Annotated in this window: 11 protein-coding genes; 7 read left to right on the forward strand and 4 right to left on the reverse strand. The window is 71.9% G+C overall.

What is annotated here, in order from left to right; translation table 11 throughout:
- Positions 1-621: 621 nt before the first annotated feature.
- The 3 genes from ACWGKQ_RS51040 to ACWGKQ_RS51050 all read right to left on the reverse strand — a co-directional run bounded on the left by ACWGKQ_RS51040 (position 622) and on the right by ACWGKQ_RS51050 (position 4,284).
- A complete protein-coding gene (locus ACWGKQ_RS51040) occupies positions 622-2,892 on the reverse strand; it encodes a heavy metal translocating P-type ATPase (RefSeq protein WP_453298983.1) in 2,271 nt (756 codons plus the stop codon).
- 128 nt (positions 2,893-3,020) lie between these two features.
- Positions 3,021-3,260 (reverse strand): heavy-metal-associated domain-containing protein, encoded by a 240-nt coding sequence (locus ACWGKQ_RS51045; RefSeq protein ID WP_453298984.1) that lies wholly within the window; start codon positions 3,258-3,260, stop codon positions 3,021-3,023.
- Positions 3,261-3,333: 73 nt separating this feature from the next.
- Positions 3,334-4,284, reverse strand: a complete 951-nt coding sequence (locus ACWGKQ_RS51050; protein ID WP_453298985.1) for a PrsW family intramembrane metalloprotease — start codon at positions 4,282-4,284, stop codon at positions 3,334-3,336.
- A gap of 326 nt (positions 4,285-4,610) precedes the next feature.
- Between ACWGKQ_RS51050 and ACWGKQ_RS51055 the strand changes: the two genes are divergently transcribed.
- Positions 4,611-5,876: a flavin-dependent oxidoreductase gene (locus ACWGKQ_RS51055; protein WP_453298986.1), complete on the forward strand. Its 1,266-nt coding sequence runs from the start codon at positions 4,611-4,613 to the stop codon at positions 5,874-5,876.
- A 208-nt stretch (positions 5,877-6,084) separates the two neighbouring features.
- The gene (locus ACWGKQ_RS51060; RefSeq protein ID WP_453298987.1) at positions 6,085-7,128 is read left to right on the forward strand and encodes a zinc-dependent alcohol dehydrogenase family protein; all 1,044 of its coding nucleotides are present in this window, start codon (positions 6,085-6,087) and stop codon (positions 7,126-7,128) included.
- 4 nt (positions 7,129-7,132) lie between these two features.
- On the opposite strand, the gene ACWGKQ_RS51065 is transcribed toward ACWGKQ_RS51060, so the two are convergent.
- Positions 7,133-7,333: a helix-turn-helix transcriptional regulator gene (locus tag ACWGKQ_RS51065; RefSeq protein WP_089105276.1), complete on the reverse strand. Its 201-nt coding sequence runs from the start codon at positions 7,331-7,333 to the stop codon at positions 7,133-7,135.
- A gap of 375 nt (positions 7,334-7,708) precedes the next feature.
- Here ACWGKQ_RS51065 and iolC point away from each other — a divergent pair, with 375 nt between their 5' ends.
- From iolC to ACWGKQ_RS51090, 5 genes are all read left to right on the forward strand, one after another.
- Positions 7,709-8,659 carry a 5-dehydro-2-deoxygluconokinase gene (gene iolC / locus ACWGKQ_RS51070; protein WP_453298988.1) on the forward strand — a complete coding sequence of 317 codons (951 nt, stop codon included), beginning with the start codon at positions 7,709-7,711 and terminating at the stop codon, positions 8,657-8,659.
- A gap of 53 nt (positions 8,660-8,712) precedes the next feature.
- A complete protein-coding gene (locus ACWGKQ_RS51075; RefSeq protein ID WP_453298992.1) occupies positions 8,713-9,594 on the forward strand; it encodes a Cgl0159 family (beta/alpha)8-fold protein in 882 nt (293 codons plus the stop codon).
- 7 nt (positions 9,595-9,601) lie between these two features.
- Entirely contained in the window at positions 9,602-10,417 is an 816-nt protein-coding gene (gene iolB, locus ACWGKQ_RS51080; protein WP_453298989.1) for a 5-deoxy-glucuronate isomerase, read from the forward strand.
- Positions 10,414-12,285, forward strand: a complete 1,872-nt coding sequence (gene iolD / locus ACWGKQ_RS51085; RefSeq protein ID WP_453298990.1) for a 3D-(3,5/4)-trihydroxycyclohexane-1,2-dione acylhydrolase (decyclizing) — start codon at positions 10,414-10,416, stop codon at positions 12,283-12,285. The genes iolB and iolD overlap by 4 nt, the downstream gene beginning before the upstream one ends.
- A gap of 14 nt (positions 12,286-12,299) precedes the next feature.
- A partial coding sequence (locus ACWGKQ_RS51090; protein WP_453298991.1) for an aldehyde dehydrogenase family protein occupies positions 12,300-12,622 on the forward strand: 323 nt, incomplete at its 3' end.

The following is a 12,622-nucleotide window of genomic DNA, read 5'->3' on the forward strand; positions in this document are numbered from 1 at the left end:
GGAGCACGGTCGTCCCCTCGACACCGACTGTGGCGCCCCGGTGGGGGTCCCCCCGGCCGAAGGCTGGGGGAGAACCGAGCCCTAAAAAATACAGAAGGCGCCCTGGAGCGCCGGTCCCCCCACGGGCCGGCGACCAGGGCGCCTTCCCGTGTCCCGGTGCGGATTCCCCCCACGGGATCCGGCCGGGCGCTCGGTACGGCAGCGCCTGAATCGCTGCGTTGAGCACAACGAGCAGAACTCGCCGTACTTGATCCAGTGATGCGGTGCGATCTGCCGGGACCCGTACGGCACGGGAGGGCCGCTCAAAGCTTCCCGTCGCACGTGCCCCGGCAACGCATCTCTGAGGAAGTCCCCCAAGACATCCCCAGATGCCAGGTCAGCGCCCCCCAAGACGCTTCTCTGACATCGCCAACTTAGACCGTCGAAGCCCTTCGATGGTTACGTTCACACCACTGTGATCTGCGTCTCTTGCATCGGTCCGATAGATGCGCAAGAGCCCCGATACGGTGATCGGAGCTCAAGCGTAAGGATGATGCGCGAGCCTTGTGAAGAGCTTATGTGAGGTGCGCGTTGGACTCTAGGGGGACTCATACATCCACTGCGGCGTACTGCCGGTAACTTTCACCGGAAGGTGCGCAGCCGCAGACTGTTGGTCACCACGAACACCGACGAGAAGGCCATCGCGGCCCCCGCGATCATCGGATTGAGGAGTCCGGCGGCGGCCAGTGGGAGCGCGGCCACGTTGTAGCCGAAGGCCCACACGAGGTTGCCCTTGATGGTGGCGAGGGTCCGCCGCGACAGCCGGATCGCGTCCGCCGCCACCCGCAGGTCCCCGCGTACCAGGGTCAGGTCGCCGGCCTCGATCGCCGCGTCCGTCCCGGTGCCCATCGCGAGGCCGAGGTCCGCGGTGGCCAGCGCGGCCGCGTCGTTGACACCGTCGCCGACCATGGCGACCGTCCGCCCCTCGCGCTGCAGCCGTCGTACGACGTCCACCTTGTCCTCGGGCAGCACCTCGGCGACCACCTCGGTGATCCCGACCGCCCGGGCGACCGACTCGGCCACCGCCCGGTTGTCCCCGGTCAGCAGCACCGGCGTCAGCCCGAGCGCGCGCAGCTCGCGGACCGCTTCGGCGCTGGTCTCCTTGACGGTGTCGGCGACGGCGAGGACGGCCCGGGCCCGCCCGTCCCACCCGGCCAGGACGGCCGTACGCCCCTCCTGCTCGGCCCGGGAGCGGGCCAGGGCCAACTCCTGCGGCACCACGTCGAAGAGGCGCCCCACGGCCACCTGGCGGCCGTCCACCCGGCCGCGCACGCCCCGCCCGGGGACGTTCTCGAAGTCCTCGACCGCGGGCAGCGCCCCGACCCGCTGCTCCGCGCCCGCGGCGATCGCCCCGGCGACCGGATGCTCCGAGGCGTGTTCGAGCGCGCCCGCGAGCCGCAGCACCTCGTCCTCGTCGGCGCCCTCGGCGACGTACACGTCCTGGAGGCTCATCCGTCCGGTGGTCACCGTCCCCGTCTTGTCGAGGACGACGGTGTCGACCCGGCGGGTGGACTCCAGCACCTCGGGACCCTTGATGAGGATGCCGAGCTGGGCGCCGCGGCCGGTGCCGACCATCAGCGCCGTCGGCGTGGCCAGGCCCAGGGCGCACGGGCAGGCGATGATCAGGACGGCGACGGCGGCCGTGAACGCGGCGGCCGTGTCCCCGGTGACGCCCAGCCAGACCCCGAAGGTGCCGAGCGCGATCAGGATGACGACCGGGACGAAGACGGCGGAGATCCGGTCGGCGAGGCGCTGCACCTCGGCCTTGCCGTTCTGCGCGTCCTCCACCAGCCTCGCCATCCGCGCGAGCTGCGTGTCGGCGCCGACCCGGGTCGCCTCGACGACCAGCCGGCCGCCCGCGTTGACGGTCGCGCCCGTGACGGAGTCCCCGACGGTCACGTCCACCGGCACGGACTCGCCGGTCAGCATCGACGCGTCCACCGCGGACGCCCCCTCGACCACGGTCCCGTCGGTGGCGACCTTCTCCCCGGGCCGTACGACGAACCGGTCGCCGACCGCCAGCGACGCCACCGGGACCCGCACCTCACGGCCGCCCCGCAGCACCGCCACGTCCCGGGCGCCCAGCTCCAGCAGCGCCCGCAGGGCCGCCCCCGCGCGCCGCTTGGAGCGCGCCTCCAGATAGCGGCCGAGCAGGATCAGCGCGACGACCCCGGAGGCGACTTCGAGGTAGATCGTGGACGCGCCGTCCATCCGGGAGACGGTGAACCGGAACTCGTCGTGCATCCCCGGCATGCCCGCGTCGCCGAAGAACAGCGCCCACAGCGACCAGCCGAACGCGGCCAGCGTGCCGACCGAGACCAGGGTGTCCATGGTGGCGGCGCCGTGCCGGGCGTTGGTCCAGGCGGCCCGGTGGAACGGCAGGCCGCCCCAGACGACCACAGGAGCGGCGAGCGTCAGCGACAGCCACTGCCAGTTGTCGAACTGGAGCGCCGGGACCATCGCGAGCAGTACGACCGGGGCGGCGAGCAGGGCGGAGACCAGGAGCCGGTGGCGGAGGCCGGCGAGCTCGGGGTCCCGTCCGGCCCCGGCCGCCTCCTGGTCCGGCACGGGCTCCGGTTCCGGGGGCGCGGGCTCCTCGGCCGTGTACCCGGTCTTCACGACCGTGGCGATCAGGTCGGCGACCTGGACCCCCTGGGGGTATGTGACCTTGGCCTTCTCGGTCGCGTAGTTCACGGTGGCGGTGACGCCGTCCATGCGGTTGAGCTTCTTCTCGACCCGGGCGGCGCAGGAGGCGCACGTCATCCCGCCGATGAGCAGCTCGACCTCGGACGCGCCGGCCGGGCGCGGCGGGGCTATCGGTGTCTGTGCGGTGCTGGTGGTGCTGGTCGTCATGTCCGGACTCCAGACAACGGACCGGACCGTACGGAGCCAGTATCAGCTGGTCGGCACGGCCCGGCGGAGAGATACGTTTCCGTCGTACGTACTGCTCGTACTGCTCGTGGTGCTTGCCGTTCGGGCTGTCAGACGCGGCCGACGAGTTCGAAGCCGGCCTCGTCGACGGCGGCGCGGACCGCCTCGTCGTCGAGCGGGGCCGCGGAGACGACCGTGACCTCGCCGCCGGCCGCGACGGCCGTCACGGAGCTGACGCCGGGGAGGCCGGAGAGCTCGGCGGAGACGGAACCCTCACAGTGTCCGCAGCTCATGCCGCTCACCTTGTAGACGGCGGTCACGGAGCCCGGGGTGTCGGTCTGGGCGGTCATGTCGTTCTCCTCGTCGAGGTGTGTGGGGCCGATGGGGCCCACGAGGGAACCCCACTCTCGTCAGACTATACCCCTAGGGGGTATTTCTCCAAGAGGGGCCCCGGCGCGCCAGCGAGTGCACCCAGACGACACCGAGCAGCGAGACGAGTACCAGCAGGCCGACCGAGAACACCGTGAAGAGGTGCTCCTGTGCCGCGCTGGGGTGCGGGATGTACCCCTCGGCGAACAGCTGCCGGTCCGGTCCGGTGCCCGCCAGGCGCGCCACCAGCCAGACCGCGATGCCGTGCGTGGAGTCCCACAGGGCGTGCAGCAGGGTGACCCCGAAGTAGGCGGTGACGACCGGGGCGGTGAGGCGGAAACGGCCGTTCGGGCGGCGGAAGGAGAGCAGGACGCCGCCGGCGACCGCCGTCCACAGGCCGTGCCCAAAGGGGGCCGGTACCCCGCGCAGGATCTCCGTCTCGATGAGCGCCCGCAGGTCGATGCCCTCGGTGGAGACGGCCGCGTTGAACGCGTACCCCGCGCTCTCCAGGGCCGCGAAGCCGAAGCCGACCGCGGCGCCGAGCACCAGCCCGGCCCGCAGGCCCCGGATCCCGGGCAGCCGGCGCAGCACGAACACCAGCGCGCCGAGCTTCACGGCCTCCTCGATCAGGCCGACGCAGACGAACATCCCCCAGGAGGGGCGGACGAGATAGGACTCCATCACCGACGCGCCCAGCACCCCGAGCGTGCCGCCGGTCAGGAAGCAGCCGAGGATCGCGCTGACCCCGAGGTCGCGGCCGTGCCGCTCGTACGCCCACAGCACGAAGACGACCGGCACGAGAAAGCTGCCGAGCAGGATCAGGGTCGGCAGCAGCGTGGTGTTCTGCGTCGCGTACGTGACCACCGCGGTCAGCGCCCACAGGGCGAGCCCGCCACCGAGGCAGCGCTTCCACAGGCCGGTGCGGATCCGGGGGTACGGCGGTGGCGGCTGCTGCGGGCCGGGGATGCGGGCCCGCGGCCGGCCGGGCTGCGGAGAGTGGGTCACGGCGGGTCCCCTCGTACTCCTGCGGGTGCGGGTGGCGCTTGCCGGATCGCACTGTTTACCGGCACTTTAGGCAGTTGGCCGGTATGTCGCAGTTCGGGTGGTTCGGGGGAGTGGTCGGGCCTGCGCCGCACGCGTGAAGACGATGTGGCCGACATGGGTGCACCTCTGTGACGTACTTCACGCCCGGGATATCGAACTTCACGTTTCCTGCACGGTCTTGTAGGTGCCGATCTTCACCGTGCACGACATGTCCCTCCGGTTGCGGCGGCCGGTTCCACAACGACGAAAGCGACGTCCGTGAGCTACGAGATGGCGGGAGCGGTCCGGTGAGAGTCAGCATCGTGGGCGGGGGCATCGCGGGCCTGACGTGTGCCCTGAGCCTGCACGCCGCGGGCTTTCGGCCGCGGGTGAGCGAGGCGGCGCGATCCATCGAGGCCGTCGGCGTGGGAATCAACCTGCTGCCGCACGCCGTACGGGAACTCGCGGAACTGGGCCTCGCCGACGAACTGGCCGCGATCGCCCTGCCCCCGCAGCGGCTGGACTACTACGACAGGTCCGGCGCACCGGTGTGGCAGGAACCGCTCGGCACCTCCGCCGGATACGACTGGCCGCAGTACTCCGTGCACCGGGGTCATCTGCACGTGATGCTGCTGAAGGCGGTGCGCGAGCGGCTGGGACCGGACGCCGTCCGCGTCGGCCGGACCTTCCGGGGTTTCGAGCAGACGGCCGACGGCGTCCGGGTGCACTTCCTGGACCGGGCGAGCGGCGAGCCGGTCGCCGAGGACGCCGACCTGCTGATCGGCTCCGACGGCATCGACTCCGCCGTACGCGCCCAGCTGTACCCCGGCGAGGGGCCCTCCCGATGGAACGGCGTCCACATGTGGCGCGGGATCGCGCGGTACCCGCACATCCTCGACGGCCGTTCGATCGTGGTGGCCGGTGGCGCCCCCGGCGCGAAGTTCGTCGCCTACCCCATCGAGGACCCGGCGGCCGAGGGCGGCGACGCCCTGATGAACTGGGTGCTGGAGGTGCGGCACACACCGTCCGCCGCCCCGCTGGACCGCTCGCACCGCAGTGTCCCGATGGCGCAGGCCCGGGCCGGGTTCGCGGACTGGAGCCTGCCCTGGATCGATCCGGAGCGGCTGGTCCTGCGCTGCCCGGTGATCCTCGAGTACCCCATGCTCGACCGCGATCCGCTGCCGCGCTGGAGTTTCGGGCGGGTCACCCTGCTCGGCGACGCCGCGCACCCGATGTTCCCGATGGGCATGAACGGCGGGTCCCAGTCCGTCGTCGACGGCCGGGTGCTGGCCTGGTGCCTGGCCGGGGACGACGACCCCGTGGCCGCCCTGCGCCGTTACGACGAGCTGCGCCGCCCCGTGGTCAACGCGATCGTGCTGGCCAACCGGGAGCTCGGGCCGGAGGCGGTCATCGCGCGGGCCGCGGAACACGGCGGCCCGCTGCCCGCCGGCGAGGCCGAGGAGATCGCGCACGGCTACAAGGAGCTGGCCGGGGCGACCGCGGCCCAGGTGAACGGTCATCCGTCATGGACGGTCCCCTCCGGGACCGACCACGCCCGCCGGCACCCTCGGTGAGGTGAGTCGATGGCAGCTTCGTGCCGACCGGCCACGGCGTTTCCGTCCCGCATATGATCCAGGAAGCCGCTTCCCGCGTGATCGGCGGGGCGTTGGACAACGCGGGGCTGCGGACGTCGGGCATCGACGTGACCGTGTTCGTGTCCGGTACGGGATTCCTGATGTCCGCTGCGCCTACCCTTCCCGGAGTCGTCCGAAGGGAATGCGCATGCGAGCCGTCGTCTTCGACCACTTCAACACCCCCGCCGAGGTCCGGGACGTCCCCGACCCCCGCCCGGCCCCGCACGGAGCGGTCGTCCGGGTGGAGGCCACCGGCCTGTGCCGAAGCGACTGGCACGGCTGGACGGGCCACGACCCCGACATCACGCTCCCGCACGTACCGGGCCACGAACTCGCCGGTGTGGTCGAGTCGGTCGGCGCCGGAGTGACCGCCTGGCGCCCCGGCGACCGGGTCACCGTCCCCTTCGTCTGCGCCTGCGGCGGCTGCCGGTCCTGCGCGGCCGGCGACCAGCAGGTCTGCGAACGCCAGACCCAGCCCGGCTTCACGCACTGGGGGTCCTTCGCCGAGTACGTGGCGCTGGACCATGCCGACGTGAACCTGGTGGCGATCCCCGATGGCATGTCATATAGCACTGCCGCCTCCCTGGGCTGCCGCTTCGCCACCGCCTTCCGTGCCGTGGTGCAGCAGGGCAGGGTCGCGGCGGGGGAGTGGGTGTCGGTGTACGGCTGCGGGGGTGTGGGCCTGTCGGCGGTGATGATCGCGGCGGCCTCGGGGGCGCGGGTGGTGGCGGTCGACGTGTCGCCCCAGGCCCTGGACCTGGCAAGGAAGTTCGGCGCGGCCCACGGTGTGGACGCGACGGACACCGGCGACCCGGCGGCGGCGGTCCGTGATCTGACCTCCGGCGGCGCCCACCTCTCCCTGGACGCCCTCGGCTCGCCCGCCACCTCGGCCGCCTCGGTCCACTCACTGCGCCGCCGGGGCCGGCATGTCCAGGTGGGCCTGCTGCCGTCCCCGGACGGCAACACACCCGTGCCGCTGGCCCGCGCGATCGCCCTGGAGCTGGAGCTCCTCGGCAGTCACGGCATGGCGGCCCACGCCTACCCGGCCATGCTGGACCTGGTCCACGCGGGCGCCCTCCGCCCCGACCTCCTGGTCACCTCGACGATCACCCTGGACGCGGTCCCGGCGGCGCTGGCCGCGATGGGCGGGGTGCGGGCGGCCGGGGTGACGGTCGTCGAACCGTGGGCCTGACGGCTCAGAAGTCTCTGCGCCCGCGGTTGCCCGGCCGGGAGGCGACCCAGGCGCGGACCGTGTCGGCGTACCAGTAGGGCTTGCCGCCCTCGACGTGGTCCGGCGGGGGGAGCAGCCCGTGCTTGCGGTAGGAGCGGACGGTGTCCGGCTGCACCCGGATGTGCGCGGCGATCTCCTTGTAGGACCAGAGCCGTCGGTCGGTCATGAGACGCACCTCCCTGCGCGCACCGCGGGGGCGACCGGAGGCGGTCGTCGGGGGAGCCGGGCGCTGCGCTGGCGATCACAAAGCCTGTGCCCGGTGAACGACGCAGAGTGACCAAGGGCAAGCGGCTGTGGGCCGGGTGTGACCGAGGGGCCGCGTATGCGCGACATGTGTGACACAAGGGGGGACTTTGTGACACAGCCGGGGCACAGGTGCATGGGGGCTCGTCGGCGGGGCGCGTTGACATCGGCGTGCAGGAAGGGGAGGCGCCGCGAAGGGACATCCCTCACTCTCTCGTCCGAATGTCCGGACAAACCATTGACACGACCTCCTGTCCCGGACTACAAACCACGGGAGAGCCATGACGAAGGGAAGTCGATGCCGTACGACCTGATCACCATGGGGCGGATCGGGGTGGACCTCTATCCGCTCCAGACCGGAGTCCCGCTCGCCCAGGTGTCGTCCTTCGGCAAGTTCCTCGGCGGGTCGGCGACGAACGTGGCCGTGGCGGCCGCCCGTCTCGGCCGCAGCACCGCCGTCATCACCCGGACCGGCGAGGACGCCTTCGGCGCCTACCTGCACGAGGCCCTCCGCGGTTTCGGCGTGGACGACCGCTGGGTCACCGCCGTCCCCGGTCTGAACACCCCCGTCACGTTCTGCGAGATCTTCCCGCCGGACGACTTCCCGCTGTACTTCTACCGGCAGCCCAAGGCCCCGGACCTGGAGATCGACGCCCACGAGCTGGACCTCGACGCCGTCCGCGCGGCCCGGATCTTCTGGATCACCGGCACCGGCCTGAGCGAGGAGCCCAGCCGCACGGCGACCCTCGCGGCCCTCGCCCACCGCGCCAAGTCGGGCACGACCGTCTTCGACCTGGACTGGCGGCCGATGTTCTGGAAGGACCCGGAGTCGGCCCGGCCCTTCTACGCCGAGGCGCTCAGGCACACCACCGTCGCCGTCGGCAACCTCGACGAGGTGGAGGTCGCGACCGGCGTGCGCGAGCCGCAGGCCGCCGCCCAGGCCCTCCTCGACGCCGGGGTCGAGATCGCCGTCGTCAAGCAGGGCCCCAAGGGCGTCCTCGCCGTCAGCCGCGACGGTGACTCCGCCGAGGTCCCGCCGCTGCCCGTCACCGTCCTGAACGGTCTCGGCGCCGGTGACGCCTTCGGCGGCTCCCTCTGCCACGGCCTCCTCGAAGGCTGGGACCTGGAGAAGATCATGCGGCACGCCAACGCGGCCGGCGCCATCGTCGCCTCCCGCCTGGAGTGCTCCTCCGCGATGCCGACCACCGAAGAGATCGACGCCGCGCTCGCCGCCGGAGCGGTGCTGTGAGGGCCGGCCGCGTCGCCGGCGCGCACCACGAGAGCGGCGCCCCCGCCAGGCAGGTGAAGGTGGACGTCTCCGCCCTCGTCCACACCCGCACCCACCACCCCGAGGCCATCGCCGAGGCGGCCAACCGCCGCGTCCGCCGTCCGCTCCTCAACGAGGACGGCAAGCTGATGATCGTGGCCGCCGACCACCCGGCCCGCGGCGCACTCGGCGTCGGCGGCGACAGGCTCGCCATGGCCAACCGGGCCGAACTGCTGGAACGGCTCTGCCTCGCGCTGTCCCGGCCCGGCGTCGACGGCGTCCTCGCCACCGCCGACATCCTGGACGACCTGCTGCTGCTCGGCGCCCTCGACGGCAAGGTCGTCATGGGCTCGATGAACCGCGGCGGCCTCCAGGGCGCCTCCTTCGAGCTCGACGACCGGTTCACCGGCCACCGCGCCGAGGACATACAGCGCCTCGGGTTCGACGCCGGCAAGCTGCTCCTGCGCATCGACTACGACGACCCGGGCTCGCTGACCACCCTGGAGTCCACCGCCCGCGCCATCGACGACATGGCCGCGCGCCGGCTGCCGGTCTTCGTCGAGCCGTTCATCAGCCGCCGCACCCCCGAGGGCAAGGTCAGGAACGACCTGTCCCCCGAGGCGGTCACCAGATCCATCGCCATCGCCTCGGGCCTCGGCGGGAGTTCGGCCTACACCTGGCTGAAGGTGCCGGTCACCGACAACCCCGACGACATGGCCCAGGTCATGGAGACGTCCACGCTGCCCGCCGTGCTGCTGGGCGGCGAAGTGGGCGACGATCAGGACGGCGCCTACGAGAAGTGGCGCAGCGCCCTGCAACTCCCCACCGTGCGCGGCCTGGTGGTCGGCCGCTCGCTGCTGTACCCGGCGGACGGCGACGTGGCCGCCGCCGTGGACACCGCCGTAGGACTGCTGTGAGGCATTGATGACGACCAACGAGCTGCACCTGCCCAAGGGTTCGACCGCGAACGCCCAGTACGCGCTCGACATCGACCCCAAGCGGGCCGGTTGGGCGCACAGCAGCCTGCGGATCGTCGAACTGGCCCCGGGTGGAACGCATTTGTTCACCACCGGGGACAGCGAATGGATCGTGCTTCCGCTGCAGGGCGGTTGTACGGTGCGAACAGAGGGAACTGAATTCCAGATCCTGGGCCGGGAGAGCGTGTTCAGCGGAGTCTCGGACTTCGTGTACGTGCCCCGGGACGCCCAGGTCCAGATCGCCTCCGGCGCGGGAGGCCGCTTCGCCCTGGCAGGAGCGAAGTGCGAGCGACGACTCCCCGCCCGCTACGGCCCCGCGCCGGAGGTCCCCGTCGAAGACCGCGGCAGCGGCACCAGCGCCCGCCAGGTGCGCAACTTCGCCTCCGCGGACTCCTTCGACTGCGACAAGCTCATCGCCGTGGAGGTCGTCACCCCCGGCGGCAACTGGTCCTCGTACCCGGCGCACAAGCACGACGAGTACCGGCCCGGCGAGGAGTCGGAGCTGGAGGAGGTCTACTACTTCGAGATCGACGGCGCGAACGGATTCGGGTACCAGCGCGTATTCCCCTCCCGTGAGGGCGGTACGGACGTCCTCGCCGAGGTCCGCTCCGGCGACGTCGTGCTGGTCCCCGACGGATGGCACGGCCCGTCGATCGCGCAGCCCGGGCACGACATGTACTACCTGAACGTCATGGCGGGTCCGGGTGCGACGCGGGAGTGGCGGATCTGCTTCCACCCGGACCATACGGAGGGTTACCGATGACGATTCGGTCGACCGTCGCGCAAGCGCTTGTCCGCTTCCTCGCCGTCCAGTTCACCGAGCGGGACGGCGAGCGCCGCCGCCTGATCGGCGCCACCTGGGGCATCTTCGGCCACGGCAACGTGGCCGGCCTCGGCCAGGCGCTCGTCGAGTACGCGGACGAGATGCCGTACCACCAGGGCCGCAACGAACAGGCCATGGTGCACGCGGCAGTCGGCTACGCGCGTCAATCGAACCGGCTCGCCACGCACGCCGTGACGACGTCCATCGGCCCCGGCGCCACCAACCTGGTCACCGGCGCCGCCCTCGCCACGATCAACCACCTCCCGGTCCTGCTCCTGCCCGGCGACGTCTTCGCCACCCGCCCCGCCGACCCGGTCCTCCAGCAGCTCGAAGTCCCGTACGCGGCCGACGTGTCCGTCAACGACTGCCTGCGCCCGGTGTCCAGGTTCTTCGACCGGATCAACCGACCCGAGCAGCTGATCCCCTCCGCCCTCGCCGCCATGCGGGTGCTCACCGACCCCGTCGAGACCGGCGCCGTCACCCTCGCGCTCCCGCAGGACGTGCAGGCCGAGGCGTACGACTGGCCCGAGGAGTTCTTCGCCGAGCGGGTGTGGACCGTACGGCGGCCGGGCGCCGACCCCGCCGAACTCGCCGCGGCCGCAACGGCGATCAGGAACGCGAGGCGCCCCCTCGTCATCGCCGGCGGCGGGGTCCACCACAGCCGCGCCGAGGCCGTCCTCGCCGAGTTCGCCGCGGCCACCCGCATCCCGGTCGCCTCCACCCAGGCCGGCAAGGGCTCGCTGCGCTGGGACCACCCGCAGGACGTCGGCGGCGTCGGCCACACCGGCACCGCCACCGCCGACGAACTCGCCCGCACCGCCGACCTGGTGATCGGCGTCGGCACCCGCTACACCGACTTCACCACGGCCTCCGGCACCCTCTTCGAGAACCCGGACGTCCGCTTCCTCAACCTCAACATCGCCGCGTACGACGGCCACAAACTCGCCGGCCTGCCCCTGGTCGCCGACGCCCGCAGCGCCCTCGCGGAACTGCGCCGGGCGCTGGACGGCCACCGCACCGCCGACTCGTACGTCACCGAGTACACCGAGGACAAGGAGCGCTGGGAGCAGCGCGTCGACGCCTGCTACGAGGCCGACGAGCCCGACATCCGGCCGACCCAGCCGCAGGTCCTCGGCGCCCTGGACGCGCTGGTCGACGACACGGACGTACTGGTCAACGCGGCCGGCTCGCTCCCCGGCGACCTGCACCGGATGTGGCGGGCGCGCTCGCACGACCAGTACCACCTGGAGTACGGCTACTCGTGCATGGGCTACGAGATACCGGCCGCCATCGGGGTGAAACTCGCGGCGCCGGAGCGGAACGTGTGGGCGCTGGTCGGCGACGGCACGTATCTGATGATGCCGACCGAGATCGTCACCGCCGTCCAGGAGGGGATAGCCATCAAGGTGCTGCTGGTGCAGAACCACGGCTACGCCTCCATCGGCGGCCTCTCCGAGTCGGTGGGCGGCGAGCGGTTCGGCACGGCATACCGCTTCCCCTCGGACGAGGGGACCTTCACGGGCGCCCCGCTCCCCGTCGACCTGGCCGCCAACGCCGCCAGCCTCGGCATGCGCGTGCTGCGCGCGAAGACTGTCCGGGACCTGCGCACGGCGCTCGCCGAGGCGCGGGCCGCCGACACTCCCACATGTGTCTACGTGGAGACCGAAACGGCCGACACTGTGTCGGGCCCGCCTCCCGCGCAGGCCTGGTGGGATGTACCTGTGGCCGCGACCGCGACCCGATCCGCCGCGGTCAAGGCACGTGAGCTCTACGAACGGCACGTCTCCACCCGACGCCGCCATCTGTGAAGGAGTAACCGGTCATGACGAAGATCGTCAACCACTGGATCGGCGGCAAGACCGTCGAAGGCACGTCGGGCAACTACGGGCCGGTCACCGACCCGGCCACCGGCGCGGTCACCACGAAGGTCGCGTTCGCGTCCGTCGACGAGGTCGACGCCGCGGTCGCCACCGCCAAGGACGCGTACCTCAGCTGGGGCCAGTCCTCGCTGGCCAAGCGCACGGAGATCCTGTTCCGCTTCCGCGCCCTCCTTGACGCCAACCGGGACGCGATCGCCGAGCTGATCACCGCCGAGCACGGCAAGGTGCACAGCGACGCCCTGGGTGAGGTGGCCCGCGGTCTGGA

This window comes from Streptomyces sp. NPDC054770 (assembly GCF_053611985.1).

Coding starts and splice junctions, on each gene's coding strand:
- ACWGKQ_RS51040 (WP_453298983.1), bottom strand. CDS start 2,892: ATGACGACCAGCACCACCAGCACCGCACAGACACCGATAGCCCCGCCG.
- ACWGKQ_RS51045 (WP_453298984.1), bottom strand. CDS start 3,260: ATGACCGCCCAGACCGACACCCCGGGCTCCGTGACCGCCGTCTACAAG.
- ACWGKQ_RS51060 (WP_453298987.1), top strand. CDS start 6,085: ATGCGAGCCGTCGTCTTCGACCACTTCAACACCCCCGCCGAGGTCCGG.
- ACWGKQ_RS51065 (WP_089105276.1), bottom strand. CDS start 7,333: ATGACCGACCGACGGCTCTGGTCCTACAAGGAGATCGCCGCGCACATC.
- iolC (WP_453298988.1), top strand. CDS start 7,709: ATGCCGTACGACCTGATCACCATGGGGCGGATCGGGGTGGACCTCTAT.
- iolB (WP_453298989.1), top strand. CDS start 9,602: ATGACGACCAACGAGCTGCACCTGCCCAAGGGTTCGACCGCGAACGCC.
- iolD (WP_453298990.1), top strand. CDS start 10,414: ATGACGATTCGGTCGACCGTCGCGCAAGCGCTTGTCCGCTTCCTCGCC.